Origin of the sequence: Anaeromyxobacter sp. SG64 (genome assembly GCF_022690745.1) — a bacterium.
Lineage (GTDB): Bacteria > Myxococcota > Myxococcia > Myxococcales > Anaeromyxobacteraceae > Anaeromyxobacter > Anaeromyxobacter soli.
In genome coordinates this window covers 1-25,288 of the sequence record NZ_JALCZB010000032.1, presented here as the reverse complement: position 1 = coordinate 25,288, position 25,288 = coordinate 1, and the positions used below count along the sequence as shown (strand labels likewise).

Genomic DNA, 25,288 nt, shown 5'->3' with positions numbered 1-25,288 from the left:
GCATGCCTCACCCGGGCCCGTGACGAGCGAGGTAGCGCGTGACCGCCCATTTCCTCGCGCTGCGCTCGCTCGACATGTACCGGACCTTCCCGAAGATCGGCCGCTCGGGTCCCCAGGGCCGGTCGTAGCGGCCGAAGCACCACAGCACCCCCGACGCCGAATTCGGATCGCGACCGTCGAGCGCCCAGCGATCGTTCAGCTCGAGCGCGACCGCGAGGGCAGCGCTCGGCGTGGGCGACCACTCGAGGATCTTCTTTCCCCACAGCATACGCAGCGCGTTGTGGATGATCCCCTCGGTCCGGAGCTGGCGCTGCGCCGCGTTCCACAGCGGATCGTGCGTCTCGGCGGCGGCGAGGACCTCGGGACCGTAGAGTCGCGGGCGCGGATCGCTCGCGTGCGAGGCGAGGGTCGACCGCGCCCACTCCGGGAGCGAGGAGTACTCGCGGTGATCCGGGCGCGCGGCGCAGGTCGCGAACCCCAGCTCGCGCCAGGTGACGAGCTGATCGAGGAACGCCTCCGCCGCCTCGGACACGCCCCAGTACCCCGCGCGCCCGCCCGTCGCGGCCGGCGCGAGCAGCGCCGGCGTCCAGCCCTCGTGCCGCAGCACCGCTCGCAGCACCTCGAAGGAGGACAGGTGCCCGAAGTGAAGCCAGGGGGAGAGCCCGCTCGTGACGCCCTCCTCGTCGGGATCGTTGCGGCCCTCCGCGTAGCGGGGCAGCCCGTCGCGGAGCCAGCGCGCGAGGCGGTCGCCGGCGGCGCGGGCGCCGCCGCGCGCGGCGGCCCGGGAGACGTGGTGATCGATGGGCAGCGCCCGGAGCATGCGCTCCGGCCGCGCGAGCACCTCGAGGTCCGCCGCCGGCCAGCGCGCGGTGATGGCCCTGGGGAGGGCGGCGAGCGACGGAAGGCCGGTCCGCGCGAGCGGGTCTGCCACGGGGAGCCGGTCCAGCCACGTCGGGAGGAGCCGCTGCAGGTGACGCCGGTACGCCCGAGCGGTCGGGAAGTCCTTGCCCGCGAGCCGGAATGGAACGACGCAGCTTCCGTCCACCGCCTCGAGGCGCACGTCGAGCCCCTCCGCGGCCGCGGCGAGCATGCGGGGGAGGAAGGAGGTCGGGAAGTCGTCCGTGACGACGACGCACGCGCGCGCGGCGAGCGCCTCGAGGAGGCCCACCCCCTCCCCCGCCGCGCCCTCGACGTAGGCGTGGTGGAGCGCGCGCCCGGCGACCGCCTGGGCGTTGTCGGCCATGCCCTGCATCACGAACGCGTGCAGCCGATCGCTCGCGTACGGGTCACCGGCGCGGAGCGCCTCGAGGACGGCGACGGGCTTGCCGAGCTCGCGGGCGAGCTCCACCGCGCGCTCGAGCGCGGGGTTGAAGCGCACGCGCCGGGCGACCGTCATCCAGTAGAGCACGAGCGTCCGCTCGCGCCGGACCGGGGCGGCGTTGACGGCGCGGACGCGCTCCAGGGGGACGGCCACGGCGTTCAGACCCGGTTCCGGAGCATGAGCTCCTTCGGATCCGGATCGAGGTAGGTCTGGCCGGCGAGGTACGCGACGCCCTGCCGGCGCACGTGGTGACGGATGAGCGTCTGCGGGACGACGAGCGGGACGAGGCCGCGCGCGTAGTCGTGGACGACGTCCTCGAGCTCCTTGCGGTCGTCCTTCTCGAGCGCGTCGCGGAAGTAGCCGAGCATGTGCTGGAGCACGTTCACGTGCCTGCCGCGCGTCGCCGGCACCCGCAGGGCCTCCATGAAGCCGCGCCCGTAGGCTTCCACGATCGCTGCTCCGGAGGCCTTCGCCTGGCCCGCGACGAGCGCGCCGAGCCGGCGGTAGGCGGCGGGGCTGTGGGCGAGCAGCGCGAGCTTGTGAGCGGTGTGGAAGGCGACGAGCTCCCGGCGCCGCATCCCGGCCGCGACCGCCGCCTTCCAGCGGGTGAAGGCGAAGATCCGCTCGACGAAGCTCTCGCGGAGCGCCGGATCGTTGAGCCGCCCCTCCTCCTCCACCGGCAGGAGCGGCAGCCGCTCGAGGAGCACGCGCGCGAACGCGCCGACGCCGTCGCGTCGAGGCGCGCCGCCCGCCGCCGGGTAGACGCGCACGCGCTCCATGCCACACGAGGGCGAGTCCTTCTTCGTGACGAAGCCGGCGAGGTCGAGCCCCGCGAGCTCCGCGACGCGCGCCTCGGCGAAGCGCCGCATCGCCGCCGTGTGGTCCTCGCCGCTCCGCTCCGCGACGAGGCGCGGCGAGGAGGCGGCCCCCACGAGCCGGATCGGCTCGCGCGGCACGCCCATGCCGACCTCCAGCTCGGGGCAGACGGGCACCCACTCGACGAAGTCGCCGAGGACGTCCACGAGGAACGCGTCGCGCTTGTGCTGGCCGTCGTAGCGGACCTTCCGGCCGAGGAGGCAGGAGGAGACGCCGAGGCGGGGCCGGGCCGTCTTCACGGTCGGATCGTACGCGCTGCGGGCGCGGAGCGCACCTCCCGCCGGCCCGCGCCGCGGCTCGTCAGGACGGACGGCGCGCCAGCAGCACCCCGGCCGCGAAGCCGGTGGCGATCGCCATGACTCCTCGCAGGCGCGGACGATCGTGCGGGGGACCGCCGCGCGCGTAGGCCGGCTCCGTGACCCCGCCCCGGGCGAGCGCGCCCTCGGCGGTCGGCGCGACCCCGGCCGCCGCGGCCGCCCCGGGGGCGGCGCCGGTCGGGATGGGCTCCTTGCCCGGGAGGACGGCGGCCGGCGTCGTGCCCGTGTCGGACTTCCGCTTCGCGCCCTGCCGCTTGCCCTCCGGCGAGCGGTGCTCGATGAGGGCGTTCGCCTCCGCGCCGACGAGCATCACGAGCGCGGAGATCCACATCCAGAGCAGGAGCACGATGACGCCGGCGAGCGGGCCGTACGTCTTGTCGTAGCTGCCGAAGCTCGTCACGTACTTCGAGAACCCCCAGGAGGCGAGCACCCACACGACCACGCCGAACACCGAACCCGGGGTGATGAACCGGAACTTCTGCTCGACGTCGGGCAGCACGTAGTAGGCCAGCGCCCAGAGCAGCATCATGAGGAGGCCCGCCACCGGCAGGCGCAGCCAGGTGATGGCGGTGCCGATCGGCCCGCCGAGCCACTCCGCGAGCGGCGCCGCTGCGACCGCCACCAGCGCGGCGACGAGCGCGAGGGCGCCCGACACGAGCGTCATGAGGATCGCGAGGCCGCGCACCTTCCAGAACGGCCGCCCCTCCTTCACGTCGTAGGCGGTGTTCAGCGCGCGCATGAGCGCGGTGACGCCGCCCGACGCGGCCCAGACGGCGGCGACGGCGCCGAAGCCGAGCAGGGTGACGTTCTGCTGCTGGCCGAGCTCCCGGATCCGATCGCCGATGATCTGCGTCACCGGACCGGGCGCCACGCGCCCGAGCTCCTGCACCATGCGCTCGGCGTCCGACGGCTGGATGACGAGGCTCGCGAGCGCGACGAGGAACAGCACGAAGGGAAACAGCGACAGCACCCCGTAGTACGTGACCGTCGCGGCGATGTCCGTGACCTGGTCCTTCGACAGCTCGGACGCGAGACCCTTCCCGAACTCCTTCCAGCTCATTCCCTTTCCCGGCAGACGCACGGCGCACCCCCCCTCGACGCACCGGAAATCTGGTCATCCGCGCCCGCCGGGGTCGCGCTCGGCCCGGACCGGCGCCCCGCACCCTGGACGCGGATCGCCCGGCCGCCGCCCTTGCCGGCGTGCGCCCGGACGCACCCCTCGACGAGGCCCAGGCCGGCCCGGGAGGTGGCGGCCGGCTTCCCCGCGCGAGCCGTCAGCGCCGGCGAGAGCGTCCGCGCCGGCCCGCCGCGGACTCGACGAGGAACCAGACGAGGAACACGACCACGACCGGCACGAACAGCCGCGGCTTCCGCGCGACGATCGCGATGACGGCGGCGACGAGCAAGGCGAGCGGCCAGCTGATGCGGAGCATGCCGCAGCATCATACCCGCGAGTCAGCGCGCGTCGGCGATGTCCGCGAGCAGCGCCCGCGCCGCCCGGAAGTCGGCGATCCTGAGCGGCGCCCGGCTGGGCCCGGGGCCCACGTGGACGGCCGCGCTCCCCGGCGGCAGCGCCGCGAAGAGATCCTCATCGGTCCGGTCGTCCCCGAGCGCGACCACGAGCGCCTCCGGGCCGGCGCGCCCGATCGCCGCGGTGACCGCGCGGCCCTTGTGGATCCCCTGGGGCCGCACCTCGATGACCTTGTCTCCGGGGAGGATCTCGACCGGCACGTTCGCGAGGAGCGCCCGGAGGTCCAGCGTGAGCTCCTTCGCCTGGGCGGCGGCGTACTCGGGATCGGCGGTGCGGTAGTGCCACGCGACCCCGACGGTCTTCTCCTCGACAACGGAGCCGGGCGTCCGCTCCGCGAACTCCCGCAGGACTGCGAGCACGGGCTCGCGCCAGGCGACGGCCGGCACCTCGGCGCCCTGCCACTCGCCGCCGGGCGCGCGCGACCAGAACCCGTGCTCGGCGTGGAGACCCAGCGGGAGCGCGCCGAGCCAGCGCTGGAGCGTGCCGCGCGTGCGGCCGCTCACGACGTCCACCTGGGTCCGCGGCCGCGCCGCCAGGCGACGGAGCAGATCGAGCAGCGCGCCGTCCGGCGCGGCGAGCTCCGGCGTCGGCGCGAACGGGACGAGCGTGCCGTCGTAGTCGAGGAGCAGCGCCAGCCTCGGCGCCGCCCGGGCGCGCTCCACGAGCGACCGGACCGCCTGCGGCGGCGAGAGCGCGAGCGCCTCGCCCGGCGTGCCGACCCGCTCCAGGCGCGCCAGGAACGCGCGAGTCCAGGCGTGGACGTCGTAGCCGAACACCCGCTGGCGCAGTGCAGCCATGCGCGTCCTGCGCTCCTCCTCGGGCAGCGTCAGCGCGCGGTGGAAGGCGGCCGCCGTCTGCTGGACGTCGTAGGGGTTCACGAGGAGCGCCTCCGCGAGCTCGGCGGCGGCGCCGGCGAGCTCCGAGAGGACGAGGACGCCGTCGCCGTCGGGCCGCGAGGCGACGAACTCCTTCGCGACCAGGTTCATCCCGTCGCGCAGCGGGGTCACGAGCACCGCGTCCGCCGCCCGGTAGAGGGCGACGATCTCGGCCTGGGAGAGCCCCCGGTACAGGTAGTGGATGGGGGACCAGGCGGGCGTGGCGAACTCACCGTGGATGCGCCCGACCAGCGCGTCCACCTCGTCGCGGTACTCGCGGTAGGCCTCGACGTTCTCGCGCGAGGGGACGGCGACCTGCACGAGCCGGACGCGCTCGCGCAGCTCGGGGTGCGCGCGCAGCATCGCCTCGAACGCGAGCAGGCGGCGCGGGATGCCCTTCGAGTAGTCGAGCCGGTCCACGCCGACGAGGAGCTGCTCGCCGGGCACCCGGTGCGCGTGCGCGACGGCCCGCACCTCCGGGGTCTCCGCGAGCTCCGCCAGCTGCGCCGCGTCGATGCCCATGGGGAAGACCCCGAGCCGCACCTCGCGCTCGCCCCAGGGGATCCGGTCCACCTCGCTCGCGGCGCCGAGCAGGCGCAGCACCGACGACGCGAAGTGGCGCAGGTACGTGGCGGTGTGGAAGCCGACGAGGTCCGCGCCGAGCAGCCCCTCGAGGATTCGCTCGCGCTGCGGCAGCACGCGGAAGATCTCCGAGGACGGGAACGGGATGTGGAGGAAGAAGCCGATCCGCGCGTCCGGGATCCGCTCGCGCAGGAGCCGGGGCACGAGCATGAGCTGGTAGTCGTGGATCCACACCAGATCGCCCGGCCGGTGGTGCGCGGCGACGGCGTCGGCGAACCGCGCGTTCACCGCCTCGTAGACGTCGAAGTCGCGCACCTCCTGCGGGAGGCGCGCGACCGAGTAGTGGAAGAGCGGCCAGAGGACGCCGTTCGAGTAGCCCTCGTAGTAGCGCGCGACCTCCTCGGGGGAGAGCGCCACCGGGGCGAGGCGGAGCTCGGCGAGCCGCCGCTCCACCTCCGCGCGCCCGTCTGCCGAGAGCCCCGTCAGGTCCCCGGGCCACCCGATCCAGAGCCCGCCGAGCCGCTCGTGCGGGCCGCTCATGCCGGTGGCGAGCCCGCCCGTGCTGGGCGCGACGGACACCGCGCCGTCCTCGGCCTTGACGGTCACGGGCAGGCGATTCGAGACGATGAGGAGGCGGGGCATCCGGCGGCGAAGCGGCGCGACGGAGCGCGCCTTCTCTGGAAAGCTAAGGCGGGCCGTGCCCGGCCGCCTGCCATCGCGAGGTCCCGCCACGGGAGGGCCGCGCGCGCGGGGGGTGCGTCGCCGGCGGGCCTCCCGAGGTCGCGCCGGGGCACGGAGGGCGAGTACACGTGCACCTCCGAGAGGTCCGGGAACGCCCCCGGCGCTCGTCGCCCGAGGATCGGCCCGGACGAAGAAGGGGCCACGCGGCAGCGCGCGTGGCCCCTTCGATCCGATCTCGCCTCGCGAGGCGAGGCTATCTCACCTGACAGCTCCCGAGCCCCAGGCTCACGAGCGCGTCCTTCGCCTGGACGATGCCGTAGCCGTAGCTCGTGTCGCGTCCGGCGGCGCCGACGTCCTTCGCGGTCGCGTCGAGCGCGTTGCGGATATCCGCCGCCGTCCACGCCGGGTTGCAGCTCCAGACGAGCGCGGCGACCGCAGAGACGTGCGGGGTGGCCATCGAGGTGCCGTCCCAGGCCTCGTAGCCGCTCGCGGGCGCCTCGAAGCTGCTCACGACGAGCCCGCTCGAGCCGGCGTGACCCAGGGCGGCGGCGCCGTCCTGGCAGCTCAGGGTGATCGCCGGGAGGCTCGACGTGACGCCCGTGCCGAGCGTGCCGCTGAAGACGCCACAGGTCGCGTCGCTCGTGACGTTGTTGTAGATGGCGGCCGCGACGCCGCCGCCGGCCAGGACGTTGCTCACCTTGTCGGCGAAGGAGTTGGTGCCCCGCTGGCACAGCACGACCCGGCCCGCCCACGCGCCCGGCGCCGTGCACTGGCCGCCGTCCACCACGTTGCCCGAGACGCCCGTCGTGCGGGCGGCGCCCTCGATGCGCCCCCCGAACCAGGCGACGCCGTCGGCCGCGAGCGAGTTCCGGTCGTACCACGGGACCGTGGAGAGGACCGCCACGCCGGGCGCGGCGATCTCCACGTCGCGATTCGTCTGGGAGAAGCTGGCGTGCGTCTCGTTCGCGTCCACCGCCGCGACCGACATCACCGAGTCGTAGCCGGCCGGGTAGGACGTCGTCTTGTTCCCGGCGTTCCCCGCCGCCGCGATGCTGAGCACGCCCTGCTTGTAGGCGTTCGCGAACGCGCGGTCCTCGGTGCGGCTGCGAGCGCCGCCGCCGAGGCTCATGCTGACCACGTTGGCGCCGGCGGCCACGCACTTGTTGAGCGCGTCGACGAGCGTCGAGGAGTAGGTCCAGCCGCAGTTGCCGCCGTCGACGAGCGCGTTGTCACCGAACACCTTCACGATGTGGAGCAGGACGCCCGGGTTCGCGCCCACGACGCCCACGTTTCCGGCGATCGCGGAGATCGTCCCGGCGACGTGCGAGCCGTGGCCGCAGCTGTCCTTGTCCCAGCTCCCCGAGCCCGTGTCGGTCGTGTTCGCGGTCACGTCACCCGTCGTCGGATCCTTCAGATCCTCGTGCTGCCAGGAGTAGCCCGAGTCGATGATGCAGACCTTGCGGCTCGCGGCGCTCGTCGAGGTGACGAGGTTCGCCTGCACCATCTGGATCCCGTACGGCAGGGTCTCGCTCCCCGTCGCGACGTCGTTCCAGAGCGCGTACGGCTCGCGGGTCGCGTCCACCTCGATGTACTCGATGTTCGGGTTCCGGCCGAGCGCGTCCACGGCGCGATCCGGGATCACCGCGGCGGCCGCGTTCTGGGGCCCGAGCGACAGCACCACCCGCGCCCCCGCCGCGCGCAGCGCCGCGTTCGCTCCGGCCGCGCTGCCCGGTCTGAAGGCGACGATGTAGCGGCCCTCCGCCTGGGCCGCCGACGCCAGGCCCGGACCGGCTGCTGCGAGGACCGCGGCGACGACTGCACCGCAGAGCTTGTGTCCGTTCACGTGTTCTCTCCTGTGAGGGTTTGCGCGCGAGTCCTGGCGACTCACCGAGGCGCTGCCGCGAAGCAGCGTCCGGGCAGTGTGACATGGGAGACGGCAGCGGACTCAATCCCCCCGCGCGGGGCCGATGCGCTCCGCGTGAACCCGATCGGACGCGCGCCTCCGGGAATACTCGCGACGACGAGCCCGACGGGGCGACGCCGCCCCCTACGTCACGCCCGGCGCCTGCTCCTCGGAGGCGGCGGCTTCCACGAGCCGCAGCCCCGCCGGGAGGCTCTCGCCGAAGATCCGCTGCTCCTCCTCCTCGGAGGCCTCCGCGACCTCGCGGACCGCGCGCGACGTCTCCGCCGGCGCGCCGCCTTCGGCGAGGGCCGCGAGCACGCGGGCGCGGAGCTCCTCGGGCACGTCGCGCACGCGATCGCCGCTGCGTCGGGCGAGCTGCGCGAGCGGGAACACGAGCTCGCGGCGCGGGACCGGGAGCGCGAGGAGCCGGGCGGTCCAGGCGGCGGCGGCCTCGGCGGGCACCGCGAGGTGCGCGCTCGCGTGGAACGGCACGCGCGCGCCGAGCCGCCCGACGGACCAGAGGAGGTGCGGCGCCGGCCCCTCCGCCTCGACGCGCGCGAGGAGCCACTCCCCTGCCTCGACCTTTCGGCGAGGCTCCACCCGCTCGAGCGCGCCCAGGAGCCGGACCATCTCGTCCACCGCCTCCGGCTTCACGCCCGGCACCTTCGGCGGCGGCTTGCGCGGGTCGCGCGGCCGGACGAACGGCGCGACCGCGTCGAAGAGCCGCCCCTGGGCGACGGCGTCGAGGCCCCCCGCGATGCGCCGCCACATGACCCACCACGCTGCCCAGGCCCGCGGGTCGGCCTGGTACTGCAGGCCCTCGGCCCAGACGCTCCAGGTCTCGCCGGCGCGCCAGGGATCGAGCGGTGCGCCGAAGCCCGGGCGCAGGCAGTAGCCGGTGAGCTGCAGCCAGACCCGCTCGTGGTCGGCGCTCCGCCGCCGCCGCGCCCGGCCCGCGTGCAGCGCCGCCCAGAGCTCGCGGACGAGCGGCGTGGACCAGGCCTCGCGCGGGCCCAGCAGCTTCTCGAGCGCCCGCGGCAGCCCCTTCACCTCCTTCTTCTCGACGGCCGCCCGCTTCCCGTAGAAGAGCTCGACCTGGGCGCGCGCCTCCTCCAGCTTGCGGGGCGCCTGCCCCACCTCGCTCCTCGCCTGGCCCGCGCCGCCCTCCCGCTCGTCCTCGGCCTGGCGGAGCGCCCGCAGCGAGAACTCGAGCTTCCAGCGCGCGTCGCGGTCGGTCGCGGCGCACCACAGCTCGAGCGTGCCGATCTCGGTCAGCGCCGCCTCGAGCCTCACCGGCACCTCGCCCGCCGCCGACCCCTCGGCGCGGAGCACCGTCTCGACCGGCGGCAGCGGGACGAGGTCGTCCGAGACCTCGACCACGTCGCCCGGGCGCTCGAGCCGCGCGCGGGCGGAGGCGAAGAGCGGGAAGCGCACCGGACGCCCCAGCGCGAGCGCGAACGGCCGCGGGACCGCGACCCGCGACCCCTCCTCCAGGTGGCGCGGCGCGACGCACAGCGCGCGCTCGCCCTCCGGCGCGGCGATCCCGACGTAGAACGCCCGGGGGCTGCCGCCGCCGATGCGCAGGCCGATGCCGCGCCGGACGAGGGCGGCGTAGGCGGCGCCGCGGGCCACCGCGAGGTCGAGCGCGGGGCTCGCGAGCACCGTCACCGGCGGCGCGCCCGGGAACCAGGAGGAGACGATCGCGGCGAGGCGATCGCGCGCCTCGCGCGGCGTGAAGACCCCGCCGTTCACGAGGATCGCGTCGGGGCGCGCGAGCCCCCCCTTCGCGCCCGCCTCCGCTGCGTGCGCGGCGAGGAAGGCGGCGACGTGGCGGGGGATGGCCGGCTCCGGCTCGTAGGGCAACCCCAGCTCGGCGAGGCCGGCGGTGCGCGGCGCCCGGCGAGGCCGCTCCTCCGCGCCCGTCCGAGGCAGGAACCCGTCGAGGAAGACGCGCCGCACCTCCTCGCGCGTGACCTCCGCGGACACGGCGCTCGCGACGAGCCGGCTGCCGCGGCCCACCACCGCGATCGGGAGCGCCTCCGGGCCGCCCTCCGTCATGAGCCGCTCCTTCGCGAGGCGGCAGGCGTGCACGAGCGAGGCGAACCGGCTCGCGTCGAGCCGCTCGCCGAGGCGCGCCTCCACGGCGCGCGCGAGCGCGAGGTCCACGTTGTCGCCGCCGAGGAGGAGGTGATCTCCCACCGCCAGCCGGGTGAAGACCGGGCGCCCGCCCTGGAGCTCCGCGCGCACGAGCGTGAGGTCGGTCGTGCCGCCGCCGACGTCCACCACGAGGACGATCCCGCCGCTGGCGATGGGGCGCACCTCGCCGGCGAGCTCGCCCGCGCCCGCGGCCGCCAGGGCGGCGCGGTGGCGGCTCGCCCAGTCGTGGAACGCCGCCGACGGCTCCTCGACGAGCACGACGCGCGGCAACCCGGCCGCGCGCGCGGCGGAGAGGGTGAGCTCGCGCGCGACCTCGTCGAAGGAGGCCGGGACGGCGAGGACCAGCTCCTGCGCGGCGAGCGGCGCGCCCGGGTGGCCGTGATCCCACGCGTCGCGCAGGTGGCCGAGGTAGAGCGCCGACGCCTGCACCGGGGAGAGGCGCGGCACGCCCTCGGGCGCTCCCCAGGGGAGGATGGGCGCGGTCCGATCGGCGCGCGGGTTCGCGAGCCAGCTCTTCGCGGAGGTGACGAGCCGGCCCGGCACCCGCGCGCCCTGCTCGCGCGCGAGCTCGCCCACCACCACCGGACGCTCGCCCCACGGGAGCCGCGTCGCCTCCGGCGCGAGCTCCGGGCCCGGCAGGTAGGCGCACGAAGGCAAGAGGCGGCGCTCCCGGACCTCGCCGGGCGCGACGAGCTGCGGGATCGCGAACGGCTCGACCGCGTCCGCGAGGTCGCCCTCCCGCGCGAGATCCACCGCGGCGAGCGCGGAGTTCACCGTGCCGAGGTCGACGCCGACGAGGTAGCGCGCCTCCGCCATCGCCTCACGCCGGCGCGCCCGCCTCCGCCTCGCTCGCGCCCTCCGGCGCCTTGCGCAGGTTCCACTCGAGGCGCCAGGCCTTGCCGCCGCGGTCCACGCACTCGAGCTCGAGGGTGCCGATCTCGGTCACATGGGCGCGGAGCCGGACCGGGACGACCTCCCCCGCCGCGCGCCCGTCGGGCGGCAGCGTCGTCTCGACCGGCGTCCCCTCCTCCAGCTCCGTCTCGTCCTCGACCGCGTCGCCCGGCCGGTCCTCGCGGCGGCTCGTGGAGCCGAAGAGCCGGAACTGCACCGGCTCGCCCACGACGAGGCCCATCTCCTCGCCCGGCAGATCGGCGGTCGTCCCTTCCTCCATGCCCATCGGCGCGAGGCACACCGCGCGGATGGGAGGCGCGTGCCCCGGCACCGCGGGCGTCGCCGCCTCGACGCCGACGTAGTACGCCCGGGCGGTGCCGCCGCGGATGCGGATGCCGTGGCCGGCGCGCACGCGGCCGTAGGTCGCCGCGCCCTTCGCCACCGCGAGATCGGGATCCGCCGCCGGCAGCACCCGCGGCGGCGGCGCGCGCTCACCGGCGAGCCACCCGCCGACGACCTCGAGGAGGCGGCCGACGAGCGGCTCCGCCTTCATCACGCCGCCGTTGAAGAGGATCGCGGTGGGGTGCAGGAACGCCTCGCCGGCGAGCGGCACCGGGGCGCTCGCGCCCGCGAGGCCGGCGCGATGGCGCGTCAGGAACGCCGCGAGGTGCCGGGTCACCGCCGGATCGGCGGCGTAGGGGAGCCCGAGGGTGGTGAGCCCCACGCGCCGCGCCGCGACGGGGGCAGCCGAGACGTCCACCCGCGGGAAGAACCCGTCCACGAGGACGTCGACGAGCTCCGCGCGCGTGAGCTCGGTCCGGAGCGCGCCCCCCACGAGCGAGGAGCCGCGGCCCGGCACGGCGACCGGCGCCGCCGCGAGGCTCTCGTCGCCGAAGAGCGCCTCCTTCGCCTGGCGGGCGCCGTGCGTGAGCGCGACGAGCTGCCAGCGGTCGAGCTTGCGGCCCTCGCGCGCGAGCTTCTCCGAGAGCGCGTGCGCGAGGGCGAGGTCCATGTTGTCGCCGCCGAGCAGGATGTGGTCGCCGACCGCCACGCGCTCGAGCCCGAGGTCCCCGCCGCGATCGACCACCGCGATGAGGCTGAAGTCGGTCGTGCCGCCGCCGAGGTCCACCACGAGGACGAGGTCGCCGGGGTGCACCGCCTCGCGCCAGCGGTCGCCCATCGCCTCGACCCACGCGTAGAGGGCGGCCTGCGGCTCCTCGAGGAGCACCACGTCCGGCAGCCCCGCCTGGCGCGCCGCCTCGACGGTCAGCTCGCGCGCCACGGCGTCGAACGAGGCCGGCACCGTGAGCGTCACCCGCTGCGCGGCGAGCGCCCGCGCCGGATCGCCCTGCGCGACCGCGTGATCCCACGCGTCGCGCAGGTGCGCGAGGTAGCGCGCCGACGCGTCGAGCGGGGACACGCGCGGCACCTCCGGCGGCGCGCCCGCCGGGAGCGTCGCGGAACGCCGGTCGACGCCCGCGTGGGACAGCCAGCTCTTCGCGGACGACACGAGCCGGATGGGCGTCTGCGCCCCGAGGCTGCGCGCGAGCTCGCCCACCGCGAACGCCGGAGGCTCGGGCGTCCACGGCAGGCGCGTCGCGCCCTCGGGCAGCTCCTCTGCGTGGGGGAGGTACAGGAACGAGGGGAGGAGCGCGCGGGGGCGCACGTCGCCCGGCCGGACGAGCTGAGGGATCTCGAACACCTCGACGGGGCCGTCGCCGTCGAGCGGCCGGTGCGCGAGCGCGGTGTGGGTCGTGCCGAGGTCGATGCCGACCGCGAGGGTCACAGCTCGACCTCGGCGGGGGCGACCAGCGTCGGATCGCCCCCGTCCTTCGCGAGCGGGAGCCGCACCTCGCGGGCGCGCCAGCCGTGGTGGCGGAGCGCGCCCTGGAACGGCGCGGCGCCCACGACGTTGCCCGTCAGCCGGATCGCGGCGGGATCGAACCCGGCAGCGACGGTGACGCGCGCGCCCTCGGGCTCCCGGAACACGGGCTCGAGGCGGAAGTACTCCTCGATGGCCCGCTTGCACCCGGCGTGAACGGTGCGCGCCGCGGCGCCGATCGAGGCGTCGGGGAAGCCGGAGAGATCCTCCTCGATGAAGTCCACGAGGCGGCCCTCTCGCTGGAGCACCGCGAGGAGCTGGAGCGCACCGCGAGGATCGGGCGCAGCGGGCGCAACGGGCGCGGCGACCGCGCGGACCGGCTCGGGGGCCTTCACCACCGCGGGGGCGGCCGGCTTCGCCGCCTCGGGCGCCACCTTCGCGCCCTCCGCCGGCCTCGGGGCCCCGACGGGCTTCGCCGTTGCGACGGGCTTCGGCGCCTCGATGCCCTTCGGCGGTTCGGCCGGCCTGGGCGGCTCGACGGTCTTCGGCAGCTCGACGGGCTTCGCCGCCGGCGCCGGGGCCGTCGCCTTCGCCTGCGGCGGTGCGCCCGCGGGCGCGGGCGGCGCGCTCGGCAGCTCCGTCACCCGCGGCGGCGTCCCCGGAGTCGGCTCGGGCAGCGGCGCGCCGGCTCGGCGCGCCTCGCGCACGCGGTAGAACGCGGCCGCCACGTCGGCCTGGAAGAGGATGGCGAAGAAGGCATAGAAGGCGAGGACGAGACGCTGGATGGGCGAGAGGTCGGGACCCTGCACGTGTGTTGCTCCGGGGAGTGGTGACGCGACCGCGGGCCGGCGCCGTCCGGCGCGAGCCCCCGAACCGCTGGAAGGCGGAGATCCGAAGAAAGCTGCACCGGCTCCGGCCCGCTGTCGAGCGTTTCGGGGGGGACCTACCGAGGGTCCAGCCGCCACCCGCCTCCCGCGGCGATCGGGCGCCTGCTCGCCAGGACGCTGCTCCGTGGGAGCCGTCCCGTCGCGAGGGGCGGCGGGGGCGCTCGTCCCTGCGTATCGGAGAGCGATGCGCGTGCGCACCGGAACGAGCGGGTGGAGCTACCCCGCCTGGAAGGGGCGCTTCTACCCTCCCGCGCTCCCGGCGCGCGGGTTCCTCGGCCATTACGCCACCCGGCTCGAGACCGTCGAGGTGAACGCCACGTTCTACCGGATGCCTGTCGCGTCCACCCTCGCGCTCTGGCGCGCCCAGGTCCCCGCCGGGTTCACGTTCGCGCTCAAGGCCTCGCGGCGCATCACGCACCAGAAGCGGATCGAGGGCGTCGGCGAGGAGGTGTCGCGCTTCTTCCGCGCCGCGGTGGAGCTCGGTCCTTCGCTCGGCCCGGTCCTGTTCCAGCTCCCTCCCACGTTCGAGCGGGACGTGGCGCGTCTGCGCGACCTCCTCGAGCTCGTCCCGCCAGGCGCGCGCATCGCGTTCGAGTTCCGCCACGAGAGCTGGCAGGCGGAGGACGTCCGCCGGACGCTCGCCGACGCGGGCGCGGCGCTGTGCATCGCCGACACGGACGACGCGACCACGCCGCTCGAGGCGACCGCGTCCTTCGGCTACCTGCGCCTGCGCCGCACCACCTACGGCGACGCCGAGCTCGCGGGCTGGGCGGAGCGCGTGCTCGCGCAGCGCTGGGACGAGGCGTTCGTGTTCTTCAAGCACGAGGACGCGGCGCGCGGCCCGGAGTACGCGCTCCGGATGGCCGCGCTCGTCGCGCCCGCAGAGCGGTACCCCACGGCTCATTTCTAACGGGGGCTGCGCCGGCTGCGCCCCCGCCCCGCCGAGCGAAGCTCCGCGCGCTCGTGCGCGCGTTCCGATCGATGCCCCACCCCTACAGCCGGGTCCCGTGCGCCGCCGCGAGCGGCTTCGCCGCTTCCGCGGCGTCGCCCCGGCGGGCTCGCTTCGCTCGCCTGGTCGCGAATCAGGATAGCCGTTAGCTGATCCCGGCCGCGGCCGCGGGCCGCTCCGGGGCGTCGAGCGCGCTCCGCACGGCGCGGAGCAGGTCGTCCGGCGCGAACGGCTTCGCGAGGAAGGGAGCGTCGGCGGGCACGAGCGCGACGCCGGAGGCGTGGCGGGCATACCCGGACACGAACAGCACGCGGACCCCGGGGCGGCGCTCCTCGAGCGCGCGCGCCAGGTCCCAGCCGTTGCGTCCCGGGAGGATCACGTCCGACACGAGCAGGTGGAGCGGTCCCTGGAGCGCGTCGGCGGCGGTGAGCGCCGCCTCCGCGGAGGCCGCGTCGACGACCCGGTAGCCGGCTCCGTCGAGCGCGCGCCGCGCGACCGCCCGGATCGCGGGGTCGTCCTCGACGAGCAGGATCGTCTCGGGGCCCCCCGCCGCGGGCCCTGGGCGCAGCTCGCGCTCGGGCGCCGCCTCCTCCGCGTGCAGCGGCAGGAGGATGCGAAACTCGGAGCCCTGGCCGGGCGCCGAGCGGACGCGGATGGCGCCGCCGCTCTGCGAGACGATCCCGTACACGGTCGAGAGACCGAGGCCGGTCCCCTTCCCGAGCGGCTTCGTCGTGAAGAACGGCTCGAACACGCGCGCCCTCGTCGCGTCGTCCATGCCCACGCCGCCGTCCCGCACCGAGAGCAGCGCGACGGGCCCGGGAAGGAGCGCCCCGTCGTCGGCGCTCGGCTCGGGCGCGGCGCGCTCGTCCACCTCGATGACGACCCGGCCGCCGTCCGGCATCGCGTCGCGCGCGTTCACCGCGAGGTTCAGCACCGCGAGCTCGAGCTGGCCGGGATCGGCGACCACCGTCCCCGGCGCGCGGACGGCCACCTCGAGCGCCACGGTCTCGCCGAGGATCCGCCGCAGCATCGGCTCCATCCCGCGCACGACCCCCGCGAGGTCCACGACGCGCGGGGCGAGCCGCTGGCGGCGGCTGAAGGCGAGCAGCTGCCGGGTGAGCGTCCCCGCGCGATCCGCGGCGACGAGGATCTCGCGCACGTCGGGCTGGCTCTCGTGGCCCGGCGGGAGCGCCTCCTGGACGAGCCGCGCGAACGAGACGATGGCGGTGAGGAGGTTGTTGAAGTCGTGGGCGACTCCGCCCGCGAGCTGCCCGACCGCCTCCATCTTCTGGGAGTGGCGGAGCTGCTCCTCGAGCCGGCGCCGCTCCCCCACGTCGCGGAAGGCGAGCACGAGCCCGACGATGGCGCCGCCGTCCACGAGGGGCGAGGCGACGAACTCCGCGGGGAAGGCGCTCCCGTCGCGCCGCCGGAACGCCTCGTCCACCCCGTGCCGGACCCTCCCGTCGCGCATCGCCGCCAGGACGCGGCACTCGGCGGCGGGGATCGGCGAGCCGTCCGGCCGGGTCGGGTGGACGACCGCGTGTCCGTCCTGGCCGAGGAGCTCCTCGACGCTCCGCCCGAGCGCGCGCGCCGCGGCGGGGTTCGCGAAGACGATGCGCCCCTCGCGGTCGACCCCCAGGATCCCCTCGTCGACGGAGTCCAGGATGAGCCGGTTCTGCCGCGAGAGCGACTCGAGCGAATGGGCCATCTCGTCGAACGCGCCGATGAGCTGGCCGAGCTCCTCGCGCCCGGGCTCCAGGCCCACCCGCGCCGAGTAGTCGCCGGCGGCGATCCGGCGCGCCGCTGCCAGGAGGGCCCGCAGCTTGCGGACGAGGAGCCGCTCGCCGGCGATGCCCGCGGCGGCGAGCGCGAGCAGCGCGATCCCGCCGAAGGCGAGGAAGGTCCGCCGGAGGATGCGGTTCACCGGCGCGTACGCCGCGGCGATGGGGACGCCGGCCGCCACGTGCAGCACCGCGGGCCCCGGCCCCGCCCACACGTCGTGGAAGCCGTAGATCCGCTCCACGCCGTCCGGCCCGACCGCGCGGCGAGCGCGGTCCTCCATCGCTCCCGCGTGCAGCGCGGGTGGCAGCCTCGTCCCCACCTGCCGCACGTCGTACGGGCGCAGCGCGAGGATGGTCCCGTCGCGATCGAGCACCACCGCCGCCCCGCCCTCGGGGAGGTCCATGTCGTCGAGGTCGCGCTGGAGCGTGGCCACGTCGAGCATCGCGATCGCGACCGCGGTGACCCGGCCCTCGTCGCTGCGCACCGGGAGCCCGAGCCCGACGGTCGGCACGCCACGCGAGCGCGAGACGCGGTACGCGCCCACCGCGAACTCGCCGGTCTCGAGCGGCACGCGGACGTTGTCGCGGTCGAGCAGGTTCACGCGCCGGCCGCCGCCGCCCCGGCAGAAGTACTCGCCGTCGAGCGCGACCACGCCGAGGTTACCGAGGTCGATCGCGCCGGCGACCAGCGGCGCGAGGTCGCGCGAGCACGCCTCGGCGTCGGCCGCGCGCACGCTCGGCAGCCGCGAGATGCCCATGAGCACCCCGCGCGCACGCTCGATCACGCGGCCGTTTCGCTCGGCGATGAGCCGCGCGATCGCGTGCGACTCCTGCTCGACCCCGGTTTCCAGCAGCCGACGATGCTCGCGCGCGGCGTAGGTCAGGATCCCGAGCGCGGGGACGACGGCGACGAGCACGAGGAACAGCAGGCGAACGCGCAGGCTCGCGAGCAACTTGGACACGGCACCCCCCCTGGAGCGCGTACATTCTGAGCGCTCGGCTCGCCGGCGCACAAGCGAGCAGCCGTGGGACACGAGGACCGGCCGCCGCCTGCGCCGGGATCGGCTAGGATGGCGGCGTGAAGCCCGACCAGCGCTCGCCTCCGGGACAGCTCCCCACGAGCGGCCCGGCGCGCGCGGCCGTCATCACCGCGCTCGTCGTGGGCGGCGTCGTCGCGCTCCTCGTGCCCGTCTTCTTCGCGGTGATGCTCTTCGGCATGCTGCGGTGAGGCGACGCGCGGGCGTCCGTCCCGTCGCCTCCCCCCCGGCGTGCGCGCCCTCCGCGGCGCGCGCATCGTGAGCCTCTCGGAGGGAGACCCCATGCACGCGAGACTCTTCGTCGCCGTCGCCCTGGTGCTCGGCGCCGCCGGCTGGACCCGAACCGCCGCCGCGCAGGGCGGCACGCCGGGCGCCGCAAGCGCCGCCCCGCGGCAGCAGCAGGAGGTGCGCGGGCGAATCGCGCACGTGGACGAGGCGCAGCGCGAGATCGTGCTCGACGCCGGCGACGCGACGACGCAGGTGAAGGTCGCGAAGGAAGCGAAGATCACGATCGACGGGTCCGCGGGGAAGTTCTCGGACCTGAAGCGCGGCGAGGAGGTACGGGCGTCGCTCGACCGGACCGGCGACGAGCTGCAGGTCGTCCGGATAGAGGTCCTCCGCAAGCGCAAGTAGTCGGCGACGAGCGCATGGCCCGCCGCTTCACGCCCCGGCGCGCGCTCGGCCGCACCGGCTTCGTCGCCACGGCCCTCGGAGCAGGTGATCTCGCCGATCGCTCCGTCCCGAAGGAGCGCTGCGTCGCGACGCTGCGGCGCGCGCTCGACGCGGGGTTGAACGTCGTCGACACCGCGCCCATGTACGAGGACGGCTACTCGGAGGAGATCGTCGGCGAGGCGCTCCGCGGCCGACGCGCGGGCGTCCTCCTCGTCGACAAGATCGACCACCTCGACCGTCCCGTCGCGCCGCAGCTGGACGAGAGCCTGCGCAGGCTCGACGTCGCGTCGGTGGACCTCCTCGTGCTCCACTCCTGCTCGGAGCCCGAGGCGTGGCGGCGCGCGAAGGCGCCCGGCGGGGCGATGGCGGAGCTCGCGGAGGAGATCGCCCGCGGGCGCGCGCGGTTCCGCGGGATCTCGTCGCACCACCCGGACGTGCTCGCCGACGCGCTCGCCTCCGGCCTGTGCGACGTGGTCATGTTCCCGGTGGGACCGTACTGCCACCCGCGCTACGTCGACGAGATCCTGCCCGCCGCGAAGGCGCGCGGCGTCGGCACCGTCTGCTTCAAGACCTTCGGCGCCGGGAAGCTCGTCGGCGACACCGAGGGCTACGGTCGCCCGCTCGCCCAGCGCCCGCGGGGGAAGGTCTCCTCCGGCGGCGCCGACACGGCCGCCCCTGCCCTGCCGCGCCTCTCCGTCGAGGAGTGCCTGCGCTACACCCTGACGCTCGACCCGGACGTGGCGCTGCTCGGCCTGTCGTTCCCGAACGAGCAGGACGCCGCGTTCGCGGCGGCGGAGGGGTTTCGGCCCATGAGCGCGGACGAGCGCGCGGACACGCGCAGGCGCGCGGCGGAGGCGATCCGCGGCAAGGGAGAGGTGTGGTGGGACCCGCGGCCTGCGCGGGAGCCGTGAGGACCGACGCGGTGGTTGCGGCGGGCGGCGGGCGCCCGATAAGACATGGTCCCATGCGCTCCCTCCTCGCCGCCCGCGTGGCCGCCGCTCCCGTGCGCCCCCTCGCGCGGCGGGACGCGGCCCCCGGACCGGACGCGCCGCGAGCCCGGCGCGCGAGCGCGCCATGAGCGAGGCGCCCGCGCCCGCTCGCGCGCCCGTGCGCGCCTCCGCCGTCCCGGTGCCCGCCCTCGCCCTCACCGGCGCCGGGAAGCGCTATGGCCGCCGCGACGCGCTGCTCCCGCTGTCGCTCGCGATCCGGGAGGGCGAGCGCGTGGCCGTCGTGGGCCCGAGCGGCGCCGGCAAGTCCACCCTGCTGCGACTGCTCGCCACCTCCCTCGCGCCGTCGTGCGGCGCGGTCGAGCTCTTCGGGCGTGACGTGGCGGGGCTCGCGCCGCGCGCGCTCCGCGCCGTCCGCGCGCGGATCGGCACCGTCCACCAGCAGCTCCACCTCGTCCCCCAGGCGAGCGTGATGCAGAACGTGGTCGCGGGGCGGCTCGGGCGCATGTCGCTCGCGCGCGCGCTCGCCGCGCTCGTCTCGCGCGCCGAGGCGGAGCGCGTCCGCGCGGTGCTCGCGGAGGTCGGCATCGCCGAGCGGCTCCACGAGCGGGTGGATCGGCTCTCCGGCGGCGAGCAGCAGCGGGTGGCGATCGCGCGGGCGCTGTACCAGGATCCCGAGATCGTCATCGCGGACGAGCCCGTCGCCTCGGTCGACCCCGCGCGCGCGGTGGAGATCGCCGCGCTGCTCGGGCGCGCGTTCGCCGGGCGCACGCTCGTCGTCTCCACCCACCGGCTCGAGCCGCTCCTCCCCATCGTCACCCGGGTGGTGGGGCTGCGCGACGGGGCGGTGGCGTTCGACGCGCCCGTCGCGGCGTTGACGCTCGACGACCTCTCGCGCCTCTATGCCTCCCGCAAGGGCGCGGCGGTGAGCCCATCCCCGGCGGCGCCCCGCACCCCGAGCCCGGCCGCGCCAGCCGGCGTCCTCGCCCTCGGCGCGTCCAACACGCCGGGCGAGTTCCTGCTGCCCGGCGCGGTCCGCGCGTTCGTACGCGCGTACCCGGGCGTGCGGGTGAGCCTCGCGGTGAAGGACTCGGCAGAGGTTACCGCCGACCTCCTGGCGCGCCACGTGGAGGTCGGCTTCGTCGGCGCCCGCTCACCGCACCCCGAGCTCCACTTCGAGGACCTGGTCGAGGACGAGATCGTCCTCGTGGCCTCGCCCGCGCAGGAGGGGCTCCCGGCCGAGCCGATCCCTCCCGCGCTCGCCGCCCGGCTGCCGCGCGTCGAGCGCGAGGCCGGCTCCGGCACGCGCGCCGTCGTGGAGGACCACCTCGCGAACCTCGGCGTGCCGCTCGATCCCGCGGCGGTCGCGCTGGAGGTGGGGACGCTCGTGGGGCTCAAGGCGGCGGTCCTCTCGGGCGTCGGCGTGGCGTTCACCTCCCGGCTCGCCGTCCGGGAGGAGCTCGAGCGCGGGCACCTGCGCGCGCTCCGCATCGACGGGGTGCGCATCCCGAGGCGGCTCTTCGTGGCGTGGCGGCGCGACGCGACGCCGTCGCCGGCGGCGCGGCGCTTCGTCGAGGTCGCCCGGGCCGCCGTGAGGCCCGGCGCGGAGGGCGGCGCGTGAGGGCGCGGCGCCCGCCGCTCCCGGCGCTCCTCTCCTGGCCGGGGCTCGCGCTCGCGGCCGCCGTCGTCGTCTCCTATCGCATCGCGGGCGGCGATCTCGGCGCGCTCCTCGCGCCCGGGGCGCGCCGGGCGATGGCGGACTTCGCGCGCGGCTTCTGGCCGCCCGCCCACTCGGCCGCGTTTCTCTCCTCCCTCGCGCGCCCGCTCGCCGAGACGGTCGCCATCGCCCTCCTCGGCATCTCGCTCGCGCTCGCGCTCGCGGCGCCGCTCGCGTTCCTCGCGGTCTCGCCGCGCGTCCTCGCCACCCCGGGCGATCCGCCGGCCGCACCCCGCCGCACCGCGTGGCTCGCGGCGCGCGTCCTCCTGAACCTCATGCGCTCGGTGCCCGAGCTCGTCTGGGCGCTCGTGTTCGTCCGGGCGTTCGGGATGGGGCCGCTCGCGGGCGTGCTCGCCATCGGGGTCGGCTACGCGGGGGTGCTCGGCAAGGTGATGGCCGAGATCTTCGAGTCGGCGCCGCGGGCACCCGCCGCGGCGCTCTCCGCCGCGGGCGCGCCGCCCCTCGGCGCGTTCGCGTTCGGCGTGCTCCCCGGCTCGGTCCCGCTCCTCGCCTCCTACACGCTCTACCGGTTCGACTGCGCGCTCCGCGCCTCGGCGGTGCTCGGGCTCGTGGGCGCGGGCGGGCTCGGCGTGCAGCTCGAGCTCTCGCTCAAGATGTTCGCGTACGACGAGGTCGCGGCGATGGTGATCGCCCTGTTCGTGCTGGTCGCCGGCGTCGATCTCCTCTCCCAGCTCGTGCGCCGCCGCATCCACCGGAGCCGTGGCCTGTTCCCGCTCGGGCTCGGCGCCCTGCGCGCCCGTGCGCTCGGCCTCGCGATCTGGGCGCTCGCCGCGTGGGGAGCGGCGCGGGTGCTCGACCTGTCCTGGCGCGACGTCCTCTCCCCCTCCGCCCTCGCGAGCGTCGGCGGCTTCGCGGCCTCGCTGTGGCCGCCCGACCTCGACCCCGCGTTCCTGCGCCAGCTCGCGCCGGCCGCGGTCGTCACCTTCGCGGTGAGCGTGCTCGGCACGGCGCTCGGCGCGCTCTTCGGGCTCCTGCTCGCGTACCCGGCGGCCCTCCGGCTCCACGTGCTCGCGGGCGGCGGCCGCCCCGCGTTCGCTCGTGGCGTGACGCTCGCCGCCGTCGCGTGGACGGCCCGCGGCATCCTGAACCTGGGCCGGACGCTGCCCGAGCTGCTCTGGGCGCTCGTCCTCATCTTCGCGGTCGGGCTCGGCCCGTTCGCGGGGGCGCTCGCGCTCGGCGTCCACACCGCGGGCGTCCTCGGCCGCCTCTACGCGGAGGCGCTCGAGGAGGTCCCCACCGCGCCGTTCGCGGCCCTGCGGGAGGCGGGCGCGAGCGACGCAGCGGCCTCGGCGCTCGCGGTCCTGCCGCAGGCGTTTCCGCAGCTCGTCGCCTACACGCTCTACCGCTGGGAGGTGAACATCCGCGCCTCCGCGGTGCTCGGCGTCGTGGGCGCGGGCGGGTTGGGCGGGCTCCTGCACGTCTCCCTGAGCCTGTTCCACCACCACCGCACCCTCACGCTGCTGCTCGTGATCGTGCTGCTCGTCACGGCGGTCGACCTGCTCTCCGGCGCGCTTCGGCGGCGGCTCGTGGAAGGCCCTTCCGAGCGCGCCGAGGAAGGCCCCGAGCCGGCGGTCCCGGCGGTGGTGGACGCGTGGTGAAGGACCTTCCCGTCGTCGTCGTCCCGGAACCCTCGTCCGGCGCGCGGCAGTCCGCCGCGCGCCAGGAGCCTTCCATGCACCTGCACCGTCTCGGCCGCCTCCTCGCCCTCGTCCTTCCGCTCCTCCCGCTCTCCGCCGCGGGCGCGGAGCCGCTCCGCGTCTCCGCCATCCCCGACGAGTCGCCCACCGAGCTCCTGCGCAAGTTCGAGCCGCTCGGGAAGTACCTCGAGGCGGCGGTCGGCCGGCCGGTGAAGTTCACCCCGGTGACGGACTACGCCGCCACGGTCGAGGGCCTCGCCGCCGGCAAGCTCGACCTCGTCTGGTACGGCGGCTTCACGTTCGTCCAGGCCCGCCGCCGCACCGGCACCGCCATCCCGCTCGTACAGCGCGAGGAGGACGCCCGCTTCCACTCCAAGATCATCGTCCCCGCCGCCTCGAAGGCGCAGAGGCTCCAGGACCTGAAGGGCGCGACCTTCGCGTTCGGCTCGGTGAGCTCCACCTCCGGCCACCTCATGCCCCGCTACTTCCTGCTCCAGAACGGTCTCGACCCGGACAAGGACTTCGCGAAGGTCGCCTACTCCGGCGCGCACGACGTGACCGCGAAGTGGGTCGAGGCCGGCAAGGTGGACGCGGGCGCGCTCAACGAGTCCATCTGGCAGCGCCTCCTCGACGAGAAGAAGATCGATCCCACCAAGGTCCGCGTGCTGTGGACCACGCCCGAGTTCCACGACTACAGCTGGACGGTCCGCGGCGACCTCGATCCGAAGGTCGTCGAGCAGCTCCGCGCCGCCTTCCTCGCGCTCGACTACGCGAACCCCGAGCACCGGAAGATCCTGGACCTCCAGCGCACGAAGAAGTTCATCCCGACGGCGCCCGGGAACTACGCGGCGATCGAGCAGGCAGCGCGCGCGGCGGGGCTCCTGAAGGACTGAGCGGGGCCCCGTCTCGTCCGCCCGAGCTCGAGAGCTCACCCCGGATCGAGCCCGAGGATCCACCCCTCCACCGCGCGCGCCTCCTGCTCGGGCTCGAACAGCGCGGTCCGGCCGAGCACCACGTCGAGCATCCCGAGCAGCGCGACCACCGCGTCGAACGCGTCCTCGCCGTCCGGTCGGCGACCGAACCCCTCCGCGAGCTGGGTGGACAGCCGGCGCGAGGCAAAGACCCCCGCCGCCCGGAGCCAGCGCCCGAGCGCGGCGCAGGCGGCGAGCCGTGAGGCCGGATCGCGCTTCGAGACCGGCGCGGCGCCCAGGCGGCGCCACGCGTCGGCCGGGTAGATCTCCGCGAGCACCACCGCGCCGGGTCGCAGCAGCGTCGCGAGCTCGCCCTGGAACGGCCAGATCGCGGCGCGGGCGTCGCGGAGCGCGGGCAGGACGACGTCACGCCAGCCTGCGAGCGCGGCCTTTCCGACCTGCTTCCCGCCCACGGTCCAGAAGAGCGCCTCCGCCGCGCGCCGCCCCGGGCGGGCGCGGTCGCAGGCACGCCGGAGCGCGTCGAAGCCCGGCACCCCGAGCGCGGCGCAGAGCTCCGCCTGCCGGACCACGCCGGCGCGGCGGGCGCGCTCCGGATAGAACGGTCTGTGAAGCGTGATCTCGGCGGCGGTCGCGGCGGGCGTGAAGAACGCCTCGTAGGGCGGCGCGCCCAGGCCGGGCGCCCACGCGAGGAAGGAGTCCGCCCCGACGCGCGCGCCGTACGCCGCGGGGACGCCGATCGGGAGGTCGAGGCCGAGGAGCGCGCGCCGCCGCGTCCCGGCCCGGCGCGCGAGCCGCGCGACGAGCGTCTCGGCTCGACCGACCGGGCGCGCCCCTCCCGCGCGCCAGCGGCCGTCGGCGCCGCGCTGCGCGAGGGCGAGCCAGCGCTTCCGCTCGCTCACGCTCCAGTCGGCGGCGGCGAGGAGGTCGACCGGAAGCGGGGCGGGCACCCCGCGGTTCTAGTCCGGCGGCCTCACTCACGCCTTCCGAGCTTCACCGGCCGCGCCCCGCGGAGCACGCCGAAGTCCCCGGACTCGAGCGGCGTCGACCGGGCGAAGAGCGCGTGCGCCTCCCGCAGCGCGGCGCGCAGGGCGGCCCGCCGCTCTCCCTCGCTCGCGGCGGGGCGCTCGAGGAGGAAGGCCTGCATCGCGAGCCCGAAGCGTCTCATGAGGTGGAGCCGGCTCACCGCGAGCACGCGCGAGTCGAACGGCACGCCGAGCGCCGCGAAGAAGTCCTCCGCCGACTCGAGCCCCTCGAGCTCCGGCAGCGCCGGCAGCGCCGGCAGCGCCGCGCCGGGGGCCCCCTCCTTCTCGCGCGGGCTCACGCGACCTCCGCGCGCGGCGCCGCCGCGACCGCCGGCGGGGCGGCCACCTCGCCGACGGCGACTCGCGCCGCGAAGCCCTCGAACCAGGCGAGCGCCGCCGCCTCGATCGGGCGGAACGCCTGCTCCGTCACCGGCTCGATGCCCGCGGCGGCGAGCTGCTCCCTGGGGCAGCGCCCGACCTTGGCGACGAGCACCGCGCGGCACCCCTCGAGCGCGCGCAGCATCGTCGCGAGCGCGTCCTCCTCCCCCTCCCCGCCGACGCAGTACCGGTCCACCGCGCGCCGCCCGACGAGGCGCGCGCCGGCGCGGCTCACGTCGTAGACGAGCAGCTCGCGGGCGTGCCCGAAGTGCTCGTCCACCTGGCCGCCGGTGCGCGTCGCGACGGCGATGCGCGCCGAGAGCCCCGCGGGCACGGCTGAGACGCGGTCGAG

Annotated in this window: 20 protein-coding genes; 7 read left to right on the top strand and 13 right to left on the bottom strand. The window is 76.1% G+C overall.

What is annotated here, in order from left to right; genetic code table 11:
- Positions 1-7 precede the first annotated feature (7 nt).
- The 9 genes from MNZ29_RS11740 to MNZ29_RS11700 all read right to left on the bottom strand — a co-directional run bounded on the left by MNZ29_RS11740 (position 8) and on the right by MNZ29_RS11700 (position 13,765).
- Complete coding sequence (locus tag MNZ29_RS11740; RefSeq protein WP_242355341.1) at positions 8-1,474, bottom strand: deoxyribodipyrimidine photolyase; 1,467 nt, start codon at positions 1,472-1,474, stop codon at positions 8-10.
- Positions 1,475-1,479: 5 nt separating this feature from the next.
- Positions 1,480-2,436: a DUF523 and DUF1722 domain-containing protein gene (locus MNZ29_RS24945; protein ID WP_242355339.1), complete on the bottom strand. Its 957-nt coding sequence runs from the start codon at positions 2,434-2,436 to the stop codon at positions 1,480-1,482.
- 61 nt (positions 2,437-2,497) lie between these two features.
- A complete protein-coding gene (locus MNZ29_RS11730) occupies positions 2,498-3,574 on the bottom strand; it encodes a YihY/virulence factor BrkB family protein (RefSeq protein ID WP_242355337.1) in 1,077 nt (358 codons plus the stop codon).
- Between the two features lie 214 nt (positions 3,575-3,788).
- Positions 3,789-3,947, bottom strand: coding sequence for a hypothetical protein (locus tag MNZ29_RS11725; RefSeq protein ID WP_242355335.1), 159 nt, complete (start codon positions 3,945-3,947; stop codon positions 3,789-3,791).
- 22 nt (positions 3,948-3,969) lie between these two features.
- Entirely contained in the window at positions 3,970-6,144 is a 2,175-nt protein-coding gene (locus MNZ29_RS11720; protein WP_242355333.1) for a bifunctional alpha,alpha-trehalose-phosphate synthase (UDP-forming)/trehalose-phosphatase, read from the bottom strand.
- Between the two features lie 292 nt (positions 6,145-6,436).
- On the bottom strand, positions 6,437-8,026 hold the full coding sequence (locus MNZ29_RS11715; RefSeq protein ID WP_242355331.1) for a S8 family serine peptidase: 1,590 nt from the start codon (positions 8,024-8,026) through the stop codon (positions 6,437-6,439).
- A gap of 204 nt (positions 8,027-8,230) precedes the next feature.
- A complete protein-coding gene (locus MNZ29_RS11710) occupies positions 8,231-11,059 on the bottom strand; it encodes a hsp70 family protein (RefSeq protein WP_242355329.1) in 2,829 nt (942 codons plus the stop codon).
- 4 nt (positions 11,060-11,063) lie between these two features.
- Positions 11,064-12,920, bottom strand: coding sequence for an Hsp70 family protein (locus MNZ29_RS11705; protein WP_242355327.1), 1,857 nt, complete (start codon positions 12,918-12,920; stop codon positions 11,064-11,066).
- On the bottom strand, positions 12,917-13,765 hold the full coding sequence (locus tag MNZ29_RS11700; RefSeq protein ID WP_242355326.1) for a DUF2760 domain-containing protein: 849 nt from the start codon (positions 13,763-13,765) through the stop codon (positions 12,917-12,919). The genes MNZ29_RS11705 and MNZ29_RS11700 overlap by 4 nt, the downstream gene beginning before the upstream one ends.
- 262 nt (positions 13,766-14,027) lie before the next feature.
- On the opposite strand from MNZ29_RS11700, the gene MNZ29_RS11695 reads away from it, so the two are divergent.
- Entirely contained in the window at positions 14,028-14,753 is a 726-nt protein-coding gene (locus MNZ29_RS11695) for a DUF72 domain-containing protein (RefSeq protein ID WP_242355324.1), read from the top strand.
- A gap of 184 nt (positions 14,754-14,937) precedes the next feature.
- Here the strand turns inward: MNZ29_RS11695 and MNZ29_RS11690 are convergent, their stop codons facing one another.
- Positions 14,938-17,535 carry an ATP-binding protein gene (locus MNZ29_RS11690; protein ID WP_242355322.1) on the bottom strand — a complete coding sequence of 866 codons (2,598 nt, stop codon included), beginning with the start codon at positions 17,533-17,535 and terminating at the stop codon, positions 14,938-14,940.
- Between the two features lie 116 nt (positions 17,536-17,651).
- On the opposite strand from MNZ29_RS11690, the gene MNZ29_RS11685 reads away from it, so the two are divergent.
- The 6 genes from MNZ29_RS11685 (at position 17,652) to MNZ29_RS11660 (ending at position 23,497) form a co-directional block, all read left to right on the top strand.
- Positions 17,652-17,801, top strand: coding sequence for a hypothetical protein (locus MNZ29_RS11685; RefSeq protein ID WP_242338605.1), 150 nt, complete (start codon positions 17,652-17,654; stop codon positions 17,799-17,801).
- 91 nt (positions 17,802-17,892) lie between these two features.
- Positions 17,893-18,243: a hypothetical protein gene (locus MNZ29_RS11680; protein ID WP_242355320.1), complete on the top strand. Its 351-nt coding sequence runs from the start codon at positions 17,893-17,895 to the stop codon at positions 18,241-18,243.
- Positions 18,244-18,257: 14 nt separating this feature from the next.
- Complete coding sequence (locus tag MNZ29_RS11675) at positions 18,258-19,193, top strand: aldo/keto reductase (RefSeq protein ID WP_242355318.1); 936 nt, start codon at positions 18,258-18,260, stop codon at positions 19,191-19,193.
- Between the two features lie 163 nt (positions 19,194-19,356).
- Positions 19,357-20,850, top strand: a complete 1,494-nt coding sequence (locus MNZ29_RS11670; protein WP_242338599.1) for a LysR substrate-binding domain-containing protein — start codon at positions 19,357-19,359, stop codon at positions 20,848-20,850.
- A complete protein-coding gene (locus MNZ29_RS11665; protein WP_242355316.1) occupies positions 20,847-22,565 on the top strand; it encodes an ABC transporter permease in 1,719 nt (572 codons plus the stop codon). The genes MNZ29_RS11670 and MNZ29_RS11665 overlap by 4 nt, the downstream gene beginning before the upstream one ends.
- Before the next feature lie 74 nt (positions 22,566-22,639).
- The gene (locus MNZ29_RS11660) at positions 22,640-23,497 is read left to right on the top strand and encodes a putative selenate ABC transporter substrate-binding protein (protein WP_242355314.1); all 858 of its coding nucleotides are present in this window, start codon (positions 22,640-22,642) and stop codon (positions 23,495-23,497) included.
- Positions 23,498-23,532: 35 nt separating this feature from the next.
- Here the strand turns inward: MNZ29_RS11660 and MNZ29_RS11655 are convergent, their stop codons facing one another.
- The 3 genes from MNZ29_RS11655 to MNZ29_RS11645 form a co-directional block, all read right to left on the bottom strand.
- Entirely contained in the window at positions 23,533-24,483 is a 951-nt protein-coding gene (locus MNZ29_RS11655) for a hypothetical protein (RefSeq protein WP_242355313.1), read from the bottom strand.
- A gap of 23 nt (positions 24,484-24,506) precedes the next feature.
- On the bottom strand, positions 24,507-24,857 hold the full coding sequence (locus MNZ29_RS11650) for a nitrogenase-stabilizing/protective protein NifW (protein ID WP_242355312.1): 351 nt from the start codon (positions 24,855-24,857) through the stop codon (positions 24,507-24,509).
- Positions 24,854-25,288: NifB/NifX family molybdenum-iron cluster-binding protein (locus MNZ29_RS11645; RefSeq protein ID WP_277957263.1), on the bottom strand; the 435-nt coding region annotated here is incomplete at its 5' end. The genes MNZ29_RS11645 and MNZ29_RS11650, both read right to left, overlap by 4 nt.

Bases quoted from the DNA above. Each gene is read 5' to 3' on its own strand.
- MNZ29_RS11730 (WP_242355337.1), bottom strand. From the start codon at position 3,574: ATGAGCTGGAAGGAGTTCGGGAAGGGTCTCGCGTCCGAGCTGTCGAAG.
- MNZ29_RS11725 (WP_242355335.1), bottom strand. From the start codon at position 3,947: ATGCTCCGCATCAGCTGGCCGCTCGCCTTGCTCGTCGCCGCCGTCATC.
- MNZ29_RS11720 (WP_242355333.1), bottom strand. From the start codon at position 6,144: ATGCCCCGCCTCCTCATCGTCTCGAATCGCCTGCCCGTGACCGTCAAG.
- MNZ29_RS11710 (WP_242355329.1), bottom strand. From the start codon at position 11,059: ATGGCGGAGGCGCGCTACCTCGTCGGCGTCGACCTCGGCACGGTGAAC.
- MNZ29_RS11695 (WP_242355324.1), top strand. From the start codon at position 14,028: ATGCGCGTGCGCACCGGAACGAGCGGGTGGAGCTACCCCGCCTGGAAG.
- MNZ29_RS11680 (WP_242355320.1), top strand. From the start codon at position 17,893: ATGCACGCGAGACTCTTCGTCGCCGTCGCCCTGGTGCTCGGCGCCGCC.
- MNZ29_RS11675 (WP_242355318.1), top strand. From the start codon at position 18,258: ATGGCCCGCCGCTTCACGCCCCGGCGCGCGCTCGGCCGCACCGGCTTC.
- MNZ29_RS11670 (WP_242338599.1), top strand. From the start codon at position 19,357: ATGAGCGAGGCGCCCGCGCCCGCTCGCGCGCCCGTGCGCGCCTCCGCC.
- MNZ29_RS11660 (WP_242355314.1), top strand. From the start codon at position 22,640: ATGCACCTGCACCGTCTCGGCCGCCTCCTCGCCCTCGTCCTTCCGCTC.